Source organism: Mycoplasmopsis cricetuli ATCC 35279 (assembly GCF_000526955.1).
Lineage (GTDB): Bacteria > Bacillota_I > Bacilli_A > Mycoplasmatales > Metamycoplasmataceae > Mycoplasmopsis > Mycoplasmopsis cricetuli.
Genome location: NZ_JAHB01000005.1, coordinates 31,220 through 52,385, shown reverse-complemented (window position 1 = coordinate 52,385; position 21,166 = coordinate 31,220). Strand labels below are relative to the sequence as shown.

Below are 21,166 nucleotides of genomic sequence, written 5' to 3'. Positions count from 1 at the left end.
AAAGAACAAATTGAAAACGAATTAAAGAAATTGAAAAGTCAAATAGATAATGAAAAAACATCTAAAGAAAAAATTGAAAATGAGCTAAATAAATTAAAAGAAGAAATGTCTAAAAAGTCTTCTAATCAAAATGATGAAAAATTAGCAAAATACAAAGAAAAAATCGAAAACAAAATAGCAAATTTATTTGAATATCTTGAAATTCATGAATATCTTGAAATTCAAAAAGAATTAGAAGCTATACAAAATGATCTTAAAAAACAAATGAACAATGTAGTTTCAAAAGCTAAAATAAAAGATAAAGTGGTAAAAGTTTTTGAACAATATGAAAAACTAGAAGAAAAAACAAGTGAAATTTTTGAAAACTTAGTTAATGATATCCTTAAAGGTGTTGATGTTAATTCTGATAATTTTAACAATAAATTAGAAGTAATTAAAAAATTATTAGATAAAGAAAATAAATTTGATGAATTAGAAGTAGATCAAACATTGAAAAATATAGATGAAATTCAAAAGCTAAAAGAAAACTTGGATGGTAGAATTTTAGAATTACTAGTCATATCATCTTCTTTATCACTTCCTTATAATCCGCTTATATTTCCTGAAAATCTTTTCAATGAAATAAGAGGAGAAATTGCTAAAGAAAAAGAAAAAGCTGAAAATGAACTTACAAAATTAATTGAATATTTTAAAAACAATAAATATAGCACTATTCAAAAACAAGTTGAAAAATTAAAAAATGAATTTAATCAATATTTAGATCTTGTAGATCAAAAAATGCAATTAAATCAAATAGCAAAAACAATTGTTCAAAATCAAGGAAAAATAAATAAAATTACAGCAGATTTAATAGAAAACTTTTTATTAAAACAAGAAAAGATTAACAATATTAGTTTAGAAGGTTTTGATAATAAAATCAAAAAAATTGAAGAAGAAATGAAAAATCTTGAAAATTTTGATGAACAAAAATTACTTGAAGCTTTTAAAAATATAGATAAAATCACTGAACTAAAAGAATCAATAGATAAACTTAATAAATTAGTAGACAGTTTAGGTGATGCTTCCAACTCAGAAAAACAAACCAAAAAAGAACAGTTATCTAGTGAAAATAATACTCTTGAACAAAAAATTCAAAGTATTTAATATATTTAAAAATTAAAAACTTTAAAATTAGTAAATAATTTATAGAATTTTATTTTTGAAAAATTTCAAACTATTAAACTTAACTAAAAAGTTAATAAAATAAATGATAACACTAAATATTTTGTACAAATTCAAATTTTAAAAATGTTTTAAATTTAAAGACTATCAAATAAATCAATAACAATCAAAACAATTATGTTAAAAAACCTCACAATTAAAAATTTTTTTAATTGTGAGGTTTTTTAAATTAAAAATTACTAAAAACTTGATATTTTTTTCAAAATAAATAATTAAATTAATTGTTAAATTTTTGTTTTTGTTTTTTATTACTATTAATTGCTTGAATAAATAATTTTAATAAATCAAACTGTTATTTAAATTAACAAATTTTTAATTTTAAAATATGTAGGTTCAATAAATATTAATAATTTTTTGTCATTCAATGATAATTGAATTAAATTTAATTTTAAATGTGAAATAAAAGTTAAATTTATTCCAATTACTTCTTTTTTTTTTTTTTTTATTAACATAAAAACACATTAATTCTTTAAAAAGAAAATGTGGAAAGGAAATAGTAAATGAAAAATTCATTAATTAAATTTTTTTTTAAAACAAAAGTAAAATTTCAAGTTTTTGGTGGATTTTTAGCGGCAATGATTATGCCAATTATTGGTATTTTTATTGCGTGAGGATTGGGAACATCTTTTTTTATTCCTACTGGATGACTTCCAAATAAAGACCTTTCAGGCTTTGTTGGAGTTGGAATTATTTACTTAATACCAATTTTAATTGGTTTCTTAGGTGGTAAAAAAATATATGGAACTAGAGGAGCTGTTATTGGAGCCTTAGTTACAGCATCAGTAATAGCTGCTGGACAGTCAAATATTTACAAATCAATTATTTACAATATTGACATTAAAAACACTATGGAATTAGAAAAACAAGGTGGTTCAATAATGATTTTAGGGGCAATGATTTTTGTTCCACTTGCTGCTCTTACTTTAAAACATACTGAAAAATATTGAATTAAATCAATTAAACCTGGATTTGAAATGCTAATTAATAATTTTTATCTAGGAATTTTAGGATTTATTTTAGTGTGTATATCATTTTATAGTTCAACTTACTCTTTATCTTATCTAACTAAAGGTCTTGGAATTTTAGTGAAGTCCATGGAAAAATACAAGTTATACCCAATTTTATCTTTTATAATCGAACCTGCTAAAGTCTTATTTTTAAATAACGCTATCAATCATGGAGTATTTACGCCAATTGGAACAGAAATTGCAAAAGAAACAGGTAAATCAATTTTATTTTTACTTGAAAGTAATCCAGGACCAGGTTTTGGAATATTAATAGCATATATTCTATTTTCAAAAGATAAAACTAGCAAGGCTCAAGCAGGTTCTTCAGGCATTATTCATTTATTTGGTGGAATTCATGAAGTTTATTTTCCATTTATTTTAGCTAAACCAATGCTTATTTTCGCTGCAATTGGAGGTGGAGTTGTTGGAAATTCTATTTTCCAGCTATTTGATGTTGGTGCAGTAGCTCCTGTATCTCCAGGTTCAATTATTGCACAATTTTTACAAGTAGAAAAAACTGGTCTCTCAGTTTCCGGTCTAGTTATTGGAATTGTATCTTCAGCTACTGCAAGTTTATTTATTTCATTTTTAATTTTTAAATTTCAAATATTCAAAAAGTTTATTTATAAACTTCTCAAAAAGGAATATCATGAAAAAGAAATTGACATTAAGCAAGCAATAAATAAAACAACTCAAATGAAAAATGAATCAAAAAATATCTTAAATTCAACAAAAAAAATTGATTATTCGCAAATTTATTTTGTTTGTGATGCTGGCATGGGTTCTTCAGCTATGGCTAATGGAATTTTGAGAAAATTGCTTAAAGAAAATAACTTAAATGAAATTGAAGTAAAGCACAAAAGCATCACTGACATGAATGGAAATGAAAAAGTAGTTGTAATCAATGAAACTTTATACCAACGTGCACTAGAAAAAAATAAAAATGCTAAGTATTTTATTTTAAAAAATTTTTTAGCAAAAGAAGAATATCAAAAAATAATTGAGCAAATTAAAAATGAAAGCAATTAAAGTTGTTCATTTTGGTGCTGGCAATATTGGACGTGGACTAATTGTGCCATTATTTTTTGAAAATGAAATTGATATTGTTTTAGTTGATAAAAATTTAAATTTAGTCAATCAAATAAATCAAAAAAATAAATATAATGTTAAAAATTTATCTGATGAAATTTTATATAAAATTGAAAACATTAAAGCAATTCAAATTGATGAAAATCAATTATTTAATCAACTTGCAGATGCTGATTTTATTACCACTTCAATTGGGTCTAATAATTTAAAATACTTAATTGATAAATTAACAAAACATTTTTTAAATTCCAATAAAAAGCAAACAATTATTTGTTTTGAAAATGGATATAAAATTTCTTCTCAATTTAAAAAAATGTTTAATTCTAAAATTACACAAAACATTAATTTTGTTGATGTAGTGGTTGATAAAATTATTTCAAATCAAAATTTAAATAATAATTTAAATGTTAAAGGTGAAAATTTTTTTGAAGTAGTATTTGACCAAAATAATTGACCAAGCTCTATTGATAAATTAAAAAAATGTATTTATACAGATAATTTAGATGCCTATGTTAATAAAAAACTTATTTTAGTTAATTTGCTCCATTCCTGTTTGGGATATCAAGGTTTTAACAAAAAAATAATTTACACTTATCAAGTACAATCAAATGCTGAAATTATGACTTTAACTAATGACATTTTTAAAAAATTAATTATTGCTTTAAATAAGGAATTTAAAGAGCTAAGTTTACTAGAATTAAACAAATACTATCAAGTTTCATTAAAAAGAATTTTTGATTTAAATTTAAGAGATAACAATGAAAGATTAACTCGAAATCCAATTTTAAAACTTTCTTCAACTGAGAGATTTGCTTTAGCTTATAAATTGTTAAAAAAACATAATTTTTCTGTTAATGATTTATTAAAAATAATAGCTCATGTAATTATTTATAACAATTTAAATGATCAACAGTCACAACAGTTACAAGAATATATCAATGATACAAACAAAATTGAGGAATTTTTAAAAAATAACACTTTATTTGAAAATTTGGATATAAAGTTAATTGTAAAATACATAAAGGAACTAAGACATGAAACACAAAAGTAATTTTACAATTAATGATATTTTTGTAAATCAAAATTTACAAAATAAACAAGATTGTTTAAAAGCTGTTTTTAATTATTTTTTTAAAAATAATGCTGTTACAGAAGAATATTATAATGAAATGATCTTAAGAGATCAAAAAACATCAGTTGCTCTTGGAAATTATTTAGCAATTCCTCATGGTACAGAAAATTCAAAACAATTCATTAAAAATAGTAAATTAGTTATAATGCATTTAAAAGAAACTATTAAATGAGACAATCAAGATGTTAAAATTGTAATTGGTCTTGCTGTGTTTCCTAATGAACAGATAAACTTTATTTCTAAAATTGGAATTGCTTTTTTAGATGAACAAAAAGTTAAACAATTACTTTTTAAAAAAGATATCAAACCTGAAGATATTTATAATTTTTTGATTTAACAATTAAAAATTAAAAAAACAAAATCTTTTATCCTCTACTTTTCAAGTAGTAGTTTTATGAGATTTTGTTTTTTATAATATATTAAGTTGAAAAACCAAATGAAAATTAAATTATATCTATTTGTTTGTTTTATCTTTTAAATTAAATATCTCAGCACCAGCTGCCATATATTGAGCCACATTAGTTAAATTAGGTGGCAAAATAATTTTAGTTGCTTGTCCATTCCCAAGTTTCCCAAGTTCTTCAAGTGAACGAAGAGTTAAAACATTTGAACTAATTTGAACTGAATTAATCAATTCAAGTGCTTTTCTTTGTCCTTCGGCTTCTAAAATTTTAGCTTGTTTAACTCCTTCAGCTTCTAAAATAGCACTTTCTTTGTTAGCTGAAGCATTCAAAATTAAAGCCTGTTTTCTACCTTCAGCTTCTAATATTAATGCCCTTTTTTCTCTTTCTGCACGCATTTGTTTTTCCATTGCTGTTTGAATTTCAAAAGGTGGAATAATATTTTTTAACTCAACACGATGAACCTTAATTCCTCATGAATCACTTGCTGTGTCCAAAATAGAAGTTAATTTTGCATTAACATTATCTCGCGATGTCAATGTTTCATCCAATTCAAGTTCACCAAGCAAGTTTCTTAATGTAGTAGATGATAAAATTTCAATTGCACGAACTGGATTTTCAGCTCCATAAGCATAGAGTTTAGGGTCTGTAATTTGATAGTAAATTACAGTATCAACTTTGATAGTTGCATTGTCTTTTGTAATTACATCTTGCGCTGGAAAATCAAGTACTTTTTCTTTATAATTTTCTCTTAATATCACCCTATCTATAAATGGTATTAAAACGCTAATTCCTGTTTTTAAAGTTTTATGATATTTACCCATTCTTTCAACAATATAAAAATCTGATTGGGATACAATTTTAATTTTACTTGCAACAATAACTATTATTGCGAATAAAATTGAAAAAAGAATTGATAATCCAATAATTAATCCTATCATTTTGACTCCTGTTTATTTTTGAATTCATTTGCTTTTTTAATAATTAAGGTATTGCCTTTAATTTCAACAATTTGCACATACTCTCCAGCTTTAATAATTCCCTCACCATGTTGAGAAAGAGTACGATATTTTTTGTTATCTAAAATAATTTCTCCATAAATTGGATTTTTTAAACCATATTCATAACTATCTTTTAAAAGTTCGGTAGGAGGTGTATATTCCAAATCTTCAACTGGTCCACGAAATTTAGTTTTATTTAATCGTTTTTTAATAAATTTATAACATGATATTTCTAAAATTAAAACACTGACAATAAAAATAGTAATTTCACCAAAAACTAATCCAATTGAATTATCTGAAAAAATTGCTATAAATAAAGGAATAATTGCACTAATACCTACCAAAAAACTTCAAAAACCCGCAGTAAAAAATTCTAAAATTAAAAATGCAACTAAAATGGTGACTCAAATAACAATTAAAACTATTTGTTGAATTTGCATTTATTATAACCTCTTTTTTATTTACTACAATTATATACAATTAGTTAAACTTAAATAATATTAAAATTATATAAACAAATGATTAATTAAAAAAACAGCTTTGTAGCTGTTTTTAAGTAAATTATTCTACAACTGTAGCTTCATCTTCATTTGGTGAAGCATTTTCATTTGATGTTTCTTCATTTGCTTTAGCTTGTGCTGCATAATTTGCAAAATTTTTCATTACATTTTCAACTTCATAAAGTTTAGTTTTTAAAGTTGGAATGTCTTTTTTATTAATTAACTCTTGTAATTCTTTAACTAATTTTTCAGATTCTTCTTTTGCTTTTGCATCTAATTTATCACCTTGTTCTTTATTTGCTTTTTCAATTTGAGAAATTAAAGTTTCAGCACGCACTATAGTTTCAGCTTCTTCTTTACGTTTTGCATCAGCTTCTTTGTTTTCTTCAGCTTCACGAATCATTCTTTGAATTTCATCATCTGTTAGTTTTGAAGAATTTTGAATGGTAATGGTATTTGATTTATTAGTTTTTAAATCTTTAGCTGTTACTGTAGTAATTCCATTAACATCAATTGAAAAAGTAACTTCAATTTGTGGAATTCCAGAAGGAGCTGGTTCAATTCCTCCTAAATTAAATTGTCCAAGTAATTTGTTATCATCTGCCATTTCTCTTTCACCTTGAACTACACGAATAGTAACTTCAGTTTGATTATCAGCTGCAGTTGAAAAAATTTGTGATTTAGTTGCAGGAATAGTAGTATTTCTTGCAATTAATGGTGATGAAATTCCTCCTCTTGTTTCAATTCCAAGAGTAAGAGGAGTTACATCAAGTAAAAGCACTTCTTCAATATCACCAGCAAGAACAGCTCCTTGAATTGCAGCTCCAATTGAAACAACTTCATCTGGATTAATTGAACGGTTTGGTTCTTTGCCTAAAGTACGTTTAACCAAATCTTGCACTGCTGGCATACGTGTACTTCCACCTACAAGAAGCACTTCATGTAATTCCGCTGCTGTTAACCCAGCTTCTTTCATTGCATCTTCAATTGGTTTTCTTGTACGATCTAAAAGATGCGCTGTCATAGCTTCAAATTCACTTCTTTTAAGTTCAAGTTCAACATTAACTGGACCATTTGCTGTTACTGCCAAGAATGGTAAACTAATAGTTGCAACTGATTGTGCAGAAAGATCAATTTTGGCTTTTTCTGCTGTTTCTTTTAAACGAGCCATTGCCATTTTATCTGATTTAGCATCAAAATCATATTTAGTTTTAATTTCCTTGATCATTCAATCAACAATTGCATGATCTCAATCATCTCCTCCTAAATGATTATCTCCGCTAGTTGAAAGCACTTGGAAAGTTCCATTTTCAAGTTCAAGTACAGAAACATCAAAAGTTCCTCCACCAAGATCATAGACTAAAACTTTCATTGATTTATCAGTTTTTTCAAGTCCAAATGCTAAAGCAGCAGCAGTTGGTTCATTAATAATTCTAAGAACATCAAGTCCAGCTATTTGCCCTGCAATTTTAGTTGCTTCACGTTGAGAATTATCAAAATAAGCTGGAACTGTAATAACTGCTTTTTTAATTTTTTGACCAATTTTTGCTTCTGCATAATCTTTTAAATATGAAAGAATCATTGCTGAAACTTCTTCTGGTTTATAATCTTTATTGTTTGCCTTAACAGTTTTATTTGTTCCCATTAAACGTTTAATTGAAACAATAGTATTTGGGTTGGTTTCTACTTGACGTTTTGCAGCATCTCCAACAATAATTTCTTGATTTTTAAATGCAACAACTGATGGGGTTGTTCTTTTTCCATTTGGATTTTCTAAAACAACTGGTTTTTTATTTTCAATAAATGAAACAACTGAATTAGTTGTTCCAAGATCAATTCCTAATACAATTTCTTTTGCCATTTTAACTCCTTTTTAAAATTTTTTATGTAACTAACAATTTAATTATAACACAATTTTTAGCAGTACAATTATTTTATTGCTAAAAATTATTTAACATTTACTTTTACTTGTGCTGGAACCACTACTCGACCATTTAATTTAAAACCAAATTTTGTAACTTGCAAAATTTCTTCATTTTGGTGTTCTTCACTTGTTACTGTCTCGATTACCTCTTGTTCCTCTGAATTAAAAATAGTGCCAATTTCAGGGTTAATAAATTCCACATTGTTATTATTTAAAGCATTCTCAAATTGTTTAATAACTAAATTGAATCCATAGCAGTAATTTTTTACTTGATCAATTTCAGATTTTTCACCTGCTTTAACTGCTAGAAGTAAATTATTTAAAGGTGTAGCAATTTCTTCAAGCATATTTTGAAGCACAAATTTTTTATTTTCCTCTTTTGAGATTTTATATTTTTCTTCTATTTCTAATTTTTTAGCTTCAATTGTTTCATTTGCTTTTTTAGTTGCCTCCAAAATTTTCTCTTTAAATATAAATTCATTTGCAGTTAACTTTAAATTTAATTTATTTATTTCTTCTTGCAATTGTTTATTTTCATTTATTAATTTTTCATTTTCTTGCTTCAAAGTATCCTCTAAAGATTCTTTGGGTTTTTTAGTAATATTTGCATTTTCAATTTTTAATTTGATTGTTTGTCCAGCTCAAGTTTGTTCTAAATGTTCTTTATCTATTTTGATTTCAAAACTATAACTACGTTTGTATTTTTTACCAATCAATAAATCATCTAATTTAATTTTTAAATCATCATCTCCAATAACAATACTTTTAAATCCTGATAATTGTTCGATTATTTGTTCATTTAGAGTTGCTTTAAAATCTCCATTTAAAACATCTCCAATTTGTATTTGTTTTAATTTCATTATTCTCCTTTTTTAATATATTTTTCAAAAACAAATAGTGCTGCTTTCATTTCTTTAAAATCACTATTTTGTGGTCCAACTACTGAAATTTCAGTAGTTCCATTTGAACTTTTGATTCTTTTTGTAATGAAAGCACTACTATCATTGACTAAAATTTTTAAATCATCTTGTTTGTCTAATTGTTCTTCTATTTTTTCTCAAATTGAAAAATTTTCTGCAAAATCAATAATTTCTTTTACTTGTTCTCTTGTTAACTGTTTGCTTAAAATCAATTCATTGCGACCATAAATGTTATTTTTCTTTTTTATATTAAAAATATTTTCAATAAATTGATTAATTACTGCTAGATAATTTGAAATTTGTTCTTTTAAAATTTCTTTTAATTCTAAAGTTTTTTCAACTAAATCTTCAAGTGGAACTCCCACTAAATAATCTTTAAAAACTCTTACAGCAATTTGTAACTCTTTAATTTTAATTTCTTCTTCTTTAATTGAAATTATTTTCGAATGTACCTCCCCATTTGAAAGCACCATAACAGTAGTAGCTGTAAAATTATTAATTGGAACTAAATCAATGCTTTTCAAAATTAAATTTTTGTCAAATTTAGTAGTAATTAAAGTTAGTCCGGTTACATCTGAAATTGTTTCAGCAGCTTGTGAAATAGTAATATTTGCTAGTTGTTTTTTTTCATAAAAAGTTGTTTTTATTTTTTTCTCAAGTATTTTTTGATTTTCATTAGCTTTAGCTATATATTTTGCATAATAACTAAGTCCTTTTGGTGTTGGAATTCGGCCAGCTGATGAATGAGACTTTTTTAGATATTGTTGTTTTTCCAAATCATTCATTAGGTAGCGAATTTTAGCACTAGAATAAGTTATTCCTTTGCTTTTAATTAGTTTGTCGCTACTTACTGGTTGGTTGGTTTCAATATACAATTCAATGGTTGCACTTAAAATATCTTCAAGCTTAATACTAAGATTGCTCATGTTAAAATTTTAGCATAAATTAGCAAAACCATAATTAAATTGCTAAATTTTTTAAACATAAAAGAATTAACGTTTAATAATAAAAATTGAAAAGTAATATAATTATTAAACAATGAGCTTAGCATTTTAATTAAATTTTTCAAATTTTACATTACAAGCAATAACTTAATAACTGTTGTTGTTTTTTGAATGATTTTTTAAAAATATTTAAAAATACTAAAAACATTTTATTTAAACAGATATTTTTTTAATTATTATTACTATTAGTTTAAAAACTTTTTTATGTTAAATTTAGATTAATAAAAAATATTTTTTAATTTTATTATTTTATTTTTGCAAAAGTACTTTTATATATATTTAAAAAATCACTAAATTTAATAAAAAATAGGAGCACCATGCAAAATAAAATTTTCAAATTTAAATGAAATGTTGGAGCTTTATCTTTGTTATCTTTACTTAAAAATTTAATTTTTGGATTTTCATTTTTCTCAACTTATCAAATATTTACTTTAATTTTCAAAAATGAAAAAAACATTAAAGCAATTTTATTATTTTCATTAATTTCATTAATTTTTATTACATTTAATATACTTTTAAAATATTGATATAAAATTAATTACAAAAAAATATTAATAAAAATTAAATTAGAAATTACAAAAGAAACAATTAAAAACATTTCAACAAACACACCTTTTCAAATTTCTCATAAATCTCAAGAAGAAATTCTTTATTATTCTGAGGAAATTCCACAACAAATTTCAAACTATTTTTATGAACCTATTTTTTTGTTAATTGAAGATTGTTTGAAATTTGCTGTATTAATTGGATTACTTTTTTACTTTAATTGAATTTTGGGTCTTATATCAATTTTTATTGGAATTTTATTAATTTTATATTTTAACTTTACTATTTTTAAAATGTCTCAATATGAGTACCAGACAATTGATTTAGAAGAAAATAATCGATACAAAATTGAATTTTTTCTTAAATTACATAACGATTTTTTTTACTTAAATAAAAGTAAAAAATGATTTATAAAATTATTTAAAAAACTAAAAAATAATCATAAAAAAATTCAATTAAGTAATTTAAAATTTTCATGACTTGATTTTTTTAATCAAATCTTTTTGAGTGTTTGTATTGCTATTCCAATTATTTTAATATCTTATTTTATTCATTTTAAACTTTTTAATTTTACTTTTTCAATTTATTTTATTTCATTTATTTTAATTTCTTCTTGATCTAAAATAATTATAGATATTTTTAGAACCTTCCCTGCTTTTAAAATTGCAAAACAAGTTATAAATGAACTTAATGATTTTTATCAAAAAGAAGAAAAATTAAATACTAAATGAAAAATTGATTTTGAAAATTTAACTCTTGAAAATTTATCATTTAAAATTAAAGAAAAAACACTTAAACCACTAAATTTTAAAATTCAAAAAAATGATAAGGTTGCTTTTATAGGTCCTTCTGGAGTTGGAAAAACTCTTTTAACTAATCTAATAACTAAAAACACAGATTTTTCATTTTCAGGAAACATTTATTGAAATAATTTAAATATTAATGAAATTACAAATGAACATATAGTTCACAACATAACTTTAATTGATTCAGAAAATATTGTTTTAGATGATTCAATTAAAAATAATATAACTTTATTTGATGAATCTGTTAATGATCATGTAATTTATTCAATCTTAGAAAAATTAAATTTAAAAGAATTTAAAAATTTAAATTTAAAAGCAAATGTTTTAAGTGAAGGTCAAAAACAAAGACTAAATTTAGCTCGTATTTTAATGAATACAAACAATAAAATTTTAATTTTAGACGAAGCATTTAACAATATTGATGAAAAAACAACAAAACAAATTAGATCCATTTTAATGAAAAAATCAAAGATATATATTGAAATTTCTCATCATTTAAAAAATGATCTTGACAAATTTAATTTAATTGTGGAGTTACAAAGTGAATAAAATAATTTTGAAAAATAAATATTCATGATTTTTAATACTTTTTATTTTATTTTTAAACTGTTTAGTTTTTTTATCAATTTATTTTCAATTACATGCCTTAAAGGTTTTATTTATATTTTCAAATGATTTAATGTCAAAATTTTTAATTTATCAAGGAATTTCATTAATGATTGAAATTTTTTGACAGTCACTATGAGCAATTGTTAATTTGTTAATTAAAAAACAAATAAATATTCTTTTAATTAACAAAAAAGCAGAAATTTTTAAAAAAATAAGTTTTAGTAAACCAAAATATATTAAAAAAGAAAAAATCACTCAATATATATTTAATTTAGAAGTAAATTTAAATTCATATGTTAATTCTTATTTAAACACATATTACAATATTGTCTGAAATGTTGTTATTTTTATTTCATTATTTGTATTTATTATCGTTCTTTCATTTGTATTATCTCCATGGATTTTAATTTTTCTTGCTTTAGTTATTGTATTAGTTTTATTTTTTTATTTTTTTCCTATTTATTCAACTAAAAAAAATAAAGCAAAAAATAAAATTATGCTAGAAAATAAAGAACGTGAAATATCAAGATTTACTAACCTAATTAGTAATTTTAAAAATTTTTATTGAAATAATAAACTTTATAATTTTCAAGCTCAGTCTTCTAAGTCATTTACTAAAATTAATAAATTAAATCTTCAAATGTACCAAAAAAAATATTATTACAATTTTATTGAACAATTAATCAATGCTACAATCAATCAGTTAAGTATTATTTCTATTTCAATAATTACTTTATTAAATCCAATTAATAAACTACTTTTATCTACTTCTGAACATATTTTTAGTGCCATGAAAACAAGTACTCAAGATACAATTGAAAATGTTAAAGAAATAAAAATTATAAATAATTTAAAAAAACAAATTGAGGAGATTAAATTTTCAAACAATGAAACAAATTGAAATTTTGAACCAATAAATGAAATTAAAATAAATAATTTAAATTTGCAGTTTAATGATAGATTAGTTTTTAAAAATTTTAATTATCAATTTAATTTAAATTATAAATATCTAATTGAAGGAAAATCTGGAATTGGCAAATCTAGTTTAGTAAAAATTATTTTAAATGAATTAACTGAAAAAAACTATAAAGGAAATTTATTATTTAACAACAAACAAGTTACTCAAGAAATGTTTTATAACTTATACAGTCAAATTATCTATTTAACTAATGAAGAGTTTGAATATAAATCTTCAGCTAAAGAAGTGCTTACTTTGTATCAAAAAAATATTGACAAAATAAAACTAAAAAAAGCAGCTCAATTAAGTTGTATTGACTTTGATTTAAATCAAGATTTTGATTTATTATCAACTGGACAAAAACAAAGAATAAAAATAGCTCGCTGATTTTATTTTAAACGTCAAATCTTAATTTTGGATGAAGCACTTTCAGGAATTGATCAAAACACTCGTCTTACAATACTAAAAAATGTTGTTAAAAAAAATAATTCAATAGTTATTGTTATTTCACATCATTTAACTAAAACAGAAAAACAATTGTTTGATCAAATTTTAAATCTAAATTCATTAGAAATTAAAAAATCTTAGTATGAGAATATACTAAGATTTTAATAATATTTAAAGCTTATGGCATCTACGACAACGAGCCTCATATTCGTTATCACCTAAAAGATGAAGTTCTTGAGATTTAACCTTTCGATATGACAGAGATGCTTGTTCATAGCACTTCATGCATACTGCTTTTAATTTGGTTACTTCATCAGCTTGAGCTAATAATTCTCGGGTGATAGTAAAACTGCGACCAGCAAAATCCATATCAAGACCTGAAACAATTACTCTAACACCTTTATTAATTAAAATTGTAATTACTTTTAAAATTTCTTCATCAAAAAACTGCACTTCATCAAAAGCAACTGCTTTAATTTCATTGGTTCAACTATCTCAAACTTGATTACTATTTGAAATTGAAATTGCTTTTAAATTAGATCCAGTGCGACTTACAATTATATCATTCCCAAAACGTGTATCAAAACTTGGTTTGTAAACAATAAATTTAACCTGAGCAATTTTTAGTATAGTTAATCTTTTAATTAATTCAGCGCTTTTGCCTGAAAACATTGGTCCAGTAATAATTTCAAGCGAACCTTTAGTATCTTTTCAAAACATCATTATATTTGTGAGTTTAAAAATCTTTCAACTTCTATTTTACAGTCATCTATAACTGCTTCAACTTGTTCAAATGAATTTATAATAGCTCCTGATGCTCTTTCATGTCCTCCGCCGCCTCATTTAATGGCTACATTTCTCACTATTGGTCCATTTGAACGAAACTCAACCCTAATTTTTCCAGTTTCTTCTTCAGTAAATTGCACTCACAATGGATATCCTTTAATATTGGCGATCAAATTAGGACGAACAGAAGATTGAGGTGTTTTATTAAATTTAATTGTATCTAAGTAACTATTTTGAATATAAGCAACTCCATCACGAGTTTTTAAAGTAGAAAGTAATCAACTTTGAAATTTTAAATCTTCAAGCGAAGTTGCTGCTAAATTTTTATGTATAAAATCAACATTTAAATTATTTTTATATAAATGTGCAACTAACTCTAAAGTTCTTGCACTAGTATTGTTATATAAGAATCTTCCTGAATCAGTGTTAATTCCAAGATATAACAAATTAGCTGCTGCCTCTGTAATAATTCAGTTATTAACAAATGCAATTTCTGTAATCATTTCATCAGCTGCTACATATGAACTATCAACTCAACGAGTTGTATTATCCCCAAGATCATCATCATTTGGATGATGATCAATTCGCACAATTTCAGCAAATAAATTTTCATCAAGTAATTCCCGTGATTCAATTCTTTCTTTAAAATTTGCATCAACAATAACAGCTAATGATTGTTTTAAAATTTTTTTGTTTGGTACTAAATCATGCTTTAAGTTTAAAAATGAAAAAGTATTTTTTGCATCCCCAACACAATATACTTTTTTATCAGGAAAATTCACTTTAATTAATTCAGCTAATCCAAATTGTGATCCTAAACAGTCTCCATCTGGACGAATATGATGAAAAATCACAATTGAATTATACTCAAGTAATTTAGTGGTAACTAATTTTAAAGAACCTATTTGCATATTACTTATTACTTTCATAAGTTTTAATTGCTTGATTTAACTTTTCTAAAACTAATGGGATTTCATTTCATGAATTCAAAGTAATTCCTGCTGCATTATCATGTCCACCACCATTAAATTCATTAGCTACTTTATTAACTAATGGTCCATTTGATCTTAATCTGCCACGAATTTTTCCATCTTCAAGTTGTATAAATAATGCCCAACAAGCATTATCTTCAATATTGGCTAAATCATTAACATAAGTTGCTGCTGTTAAAGAATCCATATTGTATTTTTCAAGCACTTGTGATGTTACCTCAAAGTATAAAACTCTTCCAGATTTTTTAAAATTGCTTAAAATTTCACCTGAAAATTTTATTCCTTTAAATGAACGTTTGGCAAGTTCTTTTAATATTTTTTGCGGATGAAATCCATTTTTCATCAAAAACGCCACTAATTGATGAGTTCTAGCACTAGTATCTGAATAAAAAAATCTTCCCGAATCAGTAACAATGCCTAAATAAATAAACTCAGAAGCTCTTGTAGTTACATTTCACTTGAATTCATGTGCAAGCATTGCAATCATTTCTGCTGCAGCTACATAATGTTCGTCAACTCAAACATAATCATATTCGATATCACTTTCATTTGGATGATGATCAATTCTTAATTTAGCGGTAGTTTTATTTTCATAAAGTAAATTAGCTTGTTCAATTCTATTGCCTGAGGAAGCATCAACTACAATAGCAAGTGAATTGGTGAAATCAATTTTTTCAACTGATGTAAAATTAAAGTTCATAAAATCATAAACTCCAACATTATCTCCAACACAATATACTTTTTTATTTGGATAATTATTTTTAATCAATTCAGCTAATCCAAATTGCGATCCTAAACAGTCTCCATCTGGACGAATATGATGAAAAATAATAATTGAATTATATTTTTCAATGGCTGTTTTGACTATTTGTAAATTTCCTATAATCATTTTTTTCTCCCTTAATTTTTAAATGGATTTTACAGTTATTTAATTTTACTATTTTTTAAACTTTTAATTTTAAAAGACAATAAAAACTCACTATAAAAATGAGCTTTTATTAATTAAAATTGCTATTCTTTTCAAGTAATAACTTCATCTTCCAAAATAATTTTATTTTGATTTTGCAATCTTTCAATTGCTTGGTAAATTAAATCACTTGAAATTGGAGTGATAGTACTAAATCCGCAGTATTTACTAAAGGTAAACATAATTGCATTTAAACTTAAATTTTTCTCTTTCTCTATAAAACTTAATAAAAAGTGTTCAACTTCATTGATATGAATACGAGCAAAATCACGTTTAGTACTATTTTTATTATTTTCTCTAAATTCAATGACTTGATTTTTGATAACAATAAAATTATCAACAATTTCAACTTCATCTTTTTCAGCTAATAAATTTAAAATATCATCATATTCTACTTTTAAAGCATTAGTTAATGTTTTGCGATTAAAAATTTTCGGAATAAATTTCTTTAATTCATCATAATGAATTGGACTTAACTCATTAATTAATTGCAAAACAAAATCAGATTCAGTTTCTGGATGCTTAGATTTAATTTCATCAAATAAATCTGAGTAATTTGGATATGGTGTAAATGAAATATGTTCAATAATTTTTTCTGTAATTTCAACTGGGACATCAATATTTAATGCATCTACTAAATTAGTGGATTTATTTTTAATATTTAATTTACTTAAAATTAATTCATCGATATATTTGGTTAATTTTTCAATTTGTTTAGTTTTATTTTTATATCAATCAGTTGATCACAAACGATAAATATTTCAATTTCGATTTCGAAGAACTTTTTGTCTTAAATCATCTCGATCACGTGCTGAACGAGAAGTTTTATAAGCTGACCCATCACATTCAATACCTAAAATATAATGATTTGGTTTTTTAGGGTGTACTACTGCTATATCTATTTTATAATCTGAAGACCCAATTTTTTTATGAATATTATATCCTAAAGATTTAAGTTCATTATAGACATCATCTTCAAATGGTGATTCAAATTCTGAAAGATATTCCATTGGTTTTTCAAGCATTTTATACTTATCTGCAGCATAGGCGATGTAATTTTTCAAAAATTTAACTCCACGAGCACTTGTTCTTGATAAATCAATATCACTTTCCTTAAATGAAGAAACTACAATAACAGCAGTTTTTGCACGAGTAACGGCAACATTTAATCTACGATAACCATTTTGGTGATTTAATGGACCAAAATTCATCGACATTACTCCCTTAGCATTTGGTCCATATCCAACTGATAAAATAATAATATCTCTTTCATCACCTTGAACTGTTTCAATATTTTTAACAAAAAATTTCTCAATTTCAAAAGCATTAAAAAAATGTTCAAAATCTGATGTTTTTCGTCTTAAGGCATTAATTTTTCGTTCAATTAGATCTCTTTGTTGAGTGTTAAATGTTACAACTCCAATTGTTCGTCGAGTTCCATATTTTTTAATAATATTAACTACTAATTCAACTACTTTATCAGCTTCAACTTCATTAACTGAATCAATAAATTTACCATTAACATATTCATGTGTTACACCTTCAAATTCTCCAATAATTTTAGGGGCTGGAAATGTTACTAAATCATTATAAATTTCTTTGTTTGAAGGTTCAATTAATTCATCAAATTTACTACGATAGTGTCATTTTAATTTGATGGTAGGAAGTACGATATTAGCAACTTCCAAAATAGAATCAAATGCAGTTGTATCTCAATTTGAATTAATAGTATCATCTTCATCTTCATCAAAATGAGCAAAGAAGTCTGTTGGAGGTAGTTGTTCTTTATCCCCAGCAATAATAAATTGTTTTGCTCGTGATAATGCTCCAATTGCGTTTTCTGGCCGAACTTGAGAAGCTTCATCAAAAATAACAATATCAAATTCTAGATTAGAATTTTTCAACAAAGAAGATACAGAAAGTGGAGACATCATTAAGCAAGGTTTTAATTTAGTTATTAAATTTGGAATTTTGTCAAATAAAACTCTAAATGGTAAAATTTTTCTTGATTTGTTAGCTTCAGTTCTTAAAATTGAAACTTCTGAATTAAGACCTTGAATGCTATTGTAATTTGGGATTTTTTCAATAATAGCCATTTCAACTTTTGTTTTAGCCATTGATTGAATAGTAGCTGAAGATTTATTAAATGTTTTTCTAATTGAATCAAGAACTTCCCCATTAAAATCAGGAAATAGCTCATTTTGATATTTATCAATTAAAAGCACATAAAATCTTCTTAAATAAATTCCAAAATAATTATCTTTAATGTTTTCTGCAATTAAAACATCAGCATAAGTTTTTAAATTATTTTTTTCCATTAAATTATATACACGATTAAACTCTAAAATTGTAGTAAGATGCTCTCAATTATTAAAAATTTGTTCTAGTTTTGTATCAAGTTCAGAAAAAGTTAATAATTCAATGTTAAATAAATTTTGATCAAAATCATTTTTTACTTTATCTAGATGTTTTTTAAGTTTTATATATAAAGAATCATATTCATTTGAAAGTTTTTGCATCTTTTCTTTATTTAGCATTGCAAATGAAAATAATTGATAAACAGTATTAATATCTCATTTTAAATAGTAAACAAGTTTTTTAAAAGTATTAAATCAGTCAATTTGTTCATAAGTATTTTTTAAAAAGATAAAATCATCGGTTGGAATTCGATAACTTGTAAGTTTTGCAATGCCTTGCAATTCTTCTTCTAAATCTTGAATTTTTGAAATTGTATTAATTAACTCAACTAATTCAACATAAGAAATTTTCTTTTCAAATTTGTACAAAAGAACTTTTGATTTAATTTTTTTGTATGTAGGTGAAGTAATTCTTTTAAAAAGACTTACATAATTAGCAAGTTCAACACGATATTCTTTAGCAGATATTTTTGTTACTTGTAAATTATAATTTTCTTTAATTGATCTAGAAAGATTTTCAATTTTTTCCTTAATTTCTACCATGCTTTTGTAATGCGAGGTATCTAACTCACTGTTTTTATTATCAAAAATAACTGAGTTAATTGAATTAAGTTTAGTTAAATGTTTAAAAACCTCATTATAAATGCTTGCACTCTTCAAAAAAATATCTTTTTTTACTTTTAATAATGAAAAATCATTTGAAAAATTCATCACTTCATTAATTTTGTTTTTTAGTTCTTTTAGATTTAAAATCATTTTTTCTTTTTCTTCAAGAGAAAGTTCAGTTGCTTTTAATCCATATCAATCATTTTTTGAAATATCAAAATCATTGATATTTAATGCATTATGAAATGAGTCAATTAATTTTCTTCTCCTAATTAATTCTTGTTCAGAAATGTTTTCAACATTTTCAATGTCAAAAATAATGTCAGGTAATTTAGAATACTTAAAGAAAATTCCATATAATTGATAAATATTTTTGTTAATTGGTTGAAAAATGTTTTGAATTGATTTTGGGTAATCTAAAAGTTCTTCATGAGAAGTGTTAAATTTATTTATAGCATCTTGATGAAAATTAGTTTCAATTGAAAGATTGTTTTGACCTTTTTCCAATGTTGAATTTAATTCATCTAAAACAACTTTTTTATCTAATTTAGTATTATGAATTGGTAAAACAAAATCATTTAAACCAATTCTTTTTAAATTATTATAAACAACTTCAAGTGCTGCTTGTTTTTCTGCTACAAAAAGAACTTTTTTTCCTCGTGCAATCGATTCAGTGATGATATTTGTTATTGTTTGTGATTTTCCAGTTCCAGGAGGACCTTGAAGCACAAAGCTTTGACCACTATTGGCTGCTTGAATTGCAATTTCTTGAGATGAATCTGAATCATAAATGTGAAAATATTCATCTGCTTTTACAATTTTGTCAATATCAGCTTCAGTATACTTAATATTTTCAATTGGATGTTCAATTCCTGAGATTAATTGTACAAATTTGTTATCTAATAATTTACTTGTATTTTCTTCAAGATCTTTAACCATATTGATTTTTGAAAATGAAAAAATTCCAAGATCAATATCATCAACAATTTTTCAGCGTTTGTCTCCTAATTTGCTAACTTCATTTAGCACAAAATTTTTATAATCTTTATAAAGGTCAAAATTTGTTTTTTCAGATTTAAATTCATAATTTAAATCAATATTATATTCATTAATTAATTTTTGAACTAATGATTCATTAAGTAAAAATTCATCATCTAAAAAATTAATTTTATAAGGAGATTTATAGGCATCTTTTGAAAGCTCAACTGGAATAAACAAAAGAGGGGCAATTCTTTTTTCATTTAATTCATTATTCTCATATCACTCTAAAAATCCTACAGCAAAATATAGAACATTAATTCCATTTTCTTCTTTAAATAAATTAGAACGTTTCATTAAATTTAATAAATTACGATTTTGAATAGTTTCGTATAAATTTGAAAATAAATAATTTCCTTTATATTTTTTGGTAAAAGCATTAATTAAAGGATTAATTTCATTTTTAAAATAACGTTCTTTTTGTTCTAATTCAATTCCAAATGAAACCCTTTTTCCTCTAACTCTTTTAATGCTTGTTACTTCACCATCTTCATTTTCAACTACTTCTCCAAATAAACTAGCAAATTGTAAATTTTTAAGTCCATATAATTTATTTAGAAAAATCTCAATTCCAGGATAAATAATTTCAACAGTTTGCAATTTAGTTTTACGATAATTAATTGATTGATTTTTCATACTCAAATCAAGTAATCTGTTTTTTCAAATTTCAATGTTTTTTAAAATATTTTTTTTCTTTTTTGTATTCACATTGTCCCTTTATTTTTTTATCTTATAATTTAATATTTTAATTATAAATATAAATATATTTTAAACTATTAAAAACATTAAAAATAT

General features: G+C 23.9%; 15 protein-coding genes. 6 read left to right on the top strand and 9 right to left on the bottom strand.

Annotation, left to right across the window (positions count from 1 at the left end; translation table 4 throughout):
• The 4 genes from U744_RS0102095 to U744_RS0102075 form a co-directional block, all read left to right on the top strand.
• Positions 1–1,143 (top strand): hypothetical protein (locus U744_RS0102095; RefSeq protein WP_025755442.1); only part of this gene is annotated, 1,143 nt, incomplete at its 5' end.
• Positions 1,144–1,721: 578 nt separating this feature from the next.
• Entirely contained in the window at positions 1,722–3,257 is a 1,536-nt protein-coding gene (locus tag U744_RS04210) for a PTS mannitol transporter subunit IICB (RefSeq protein ID WP_025755441.1), read from the top strand.
• On the top strand, positions 3,244–4,368 hold the full coding sequence (locus U744_RS0102080; protein ID WP_036431781.1) for a mannitol-1-phosphate 5-dehydrogenase: 1,125 nt from the start codon (positions 3,244–3,246) through the stop codon (positions 4,366–4,368). Before U744_RS04210 ends, U744_RS0102080 begins: the two co-directional genes overlap by 14 nt.
• The gene (locus U744_RS0102075) at positions 4,352–4,786 is read left to right on the top strand and encodes a PTS sugar transporter subunit IIA (RefSeq protein WP_025755439.1); all 435 of its coding nucleotides are present in this window, start codon (positions 4,352–4,354) and stop codon (positions 4,784–4,786) included. The genes U744_RS0102080 and U744_RS0102075 overlap by 17 nt, the downstream gene beginning before the upstream one ends.
• A 117-nt stretch (positions 4,787–4,903) precedes the next feature.
• On the opposite strand, the gene U744_RS0102070 is transcribed toward U744_RS0102075, so the two are convergent.
• The 5 genes from U744_RS0102070 to U744_RS0102050 form a co-directional block, all read right to left on the bottom strand.
• Positions 4,904–5,791: an SPFH domain-containing protein gene (locus U744_RS0102070; RefSeq protein ID WP_025755438.1), complete on the bottom strand. Its 888-nt coding sequence runs from the start codon at positions 5,789–5,791 to the stop codon at positions 4,904–4,906.
• The gene (locus U744_RS0102065; RefSeq protein WP_025755437.1) at positions 5,785–6,291 is read right to left on the bottom strand and encodes an NfeD family protein; all 507 of its coding nucleotides are present in this window, start codon (positions 6,289–6,291) and stop codon (positions 5,785–5,787) included. Before U744_RS0102065 ends, U744_RS0102070 begins: the two co-directional genes overlap by 7 nt.
• A gap of 121 nt (positions 6,292–6,412) precedes the next feature.
• Positions 6,413–8,212, bottom strand: coding sequence for a molecular chaperone DnaK (dnaK, locus tag U744_RS0102060; protein WP_025755436.1), 1,800 nt, complete (start codon positions 8,210–8,212; stop codon positions 6,413–6,415).
• Between the two features lie 86 nt (positions 8,213–8,298).
• A complete protein-coding gene (grpE, locus tag U744_RS04510; RefSeq protein ID WP_025755435.1) occupies positions 8,299–9,135 on the bottom strand; it encodes a nucleotide exchange factor GrpE in 837 nt (278 codons plus the stop codon).
• Positions 9,135–10,121, bottom strand: a complete 987-nt coding sequence (locus U744_RS0102050; RefSeq protein WP_025755434.1) for a hypothetical protein — start codon at positions 10,119–10,121, stop codon at positions 9,135–9,137. The genes grpE and U744_RS0102050 overlap by 1 nt, the downstream gene beginning before the upstream one ends.
• Before the next feature lie 395 nt (positions 10,122–10,516).
• Between U744_RS0102050 and U744_RS0102045 the strand changes: the two genes are divergently transcribed.
• On the top strand, positions 10,517–12,100 hold the full coding sequence (locus U744_RS0102045) for an ATP-binding cassette domain-containing protein (protein ID WP_025755433.1): 1,584 nt from the start codon (positions 10,517–10,519) through the stop codon (positions 12,098–12,100).
• 130 nt (positions 12,101–12,230) lie between these two features.
• Entirely contained in the window at positions 12,231–13,706 is a 1,476-nt protein-coding gene (locus U744_RS0102040; RefSeq protein WP_156921617.1) for an ATP-binding cassette domain-containing protein, read from the top strand.
• A 30-nt stretch (positions 13,707–13,736) separates the two neighbouring features.
• Here the strand turns inward: U744_RS0102040 and U744_RS0102035 are convergent, their stop codons facing one another.
• The 4 genes from U744_RS0102035 to U744_RS0102020 form a co-directional block, all read right to left on the bottom strand.
• A complete protein-coding gene (locus U744_RS0102035) occupies positions 13,737–14,285 on the bottom strand; it encodes a thymidine kinase (protein WP_025755431.1) in 549 nt (182 codons plus the stop codon).
• A gap of 2 nt (positions 14,286–14,287) precedes the next feature.
• The gene (locus U744_RS0102030) at positions 14,288–15,262 is read right to left on the bottom strand and encodes a DHH family phosphoesterase (RefSeq protein WP_025755430.1); all 975 of its coding nucleotides are present in this window, start codon (positions 15,260–15,262) and stop codon (positions 14,288–14,290) included.
• A 1-nt stretch (position 15,263) separates the two neighbouring features.
• Positions 15,264–16,232 (bottom strand): DHH family phosphoesterase, encoded by a 969-nt coding sequence (locus U744_RS0102025; protein WP_025755429.1) that lies wholly within the window; start codon positions 16,230–16,232, stop codon positions 15,264–15,266.
• A 122-nt stretch (positions 16,233–16,354) separates the two neighbouring features.
• Positions 16,355–21,079, bottom strand: a complete 4,725-nt coding sequence (locus U744_RS0102020) for a DUF4011 domain-containing protein (protein WP_025755428.1) — start codon at positions 21,077–21,079, stop codon at positions 16,355–16,357.
• Positions 21,080–21,166 lie beyond the last annotated feature (87 nt).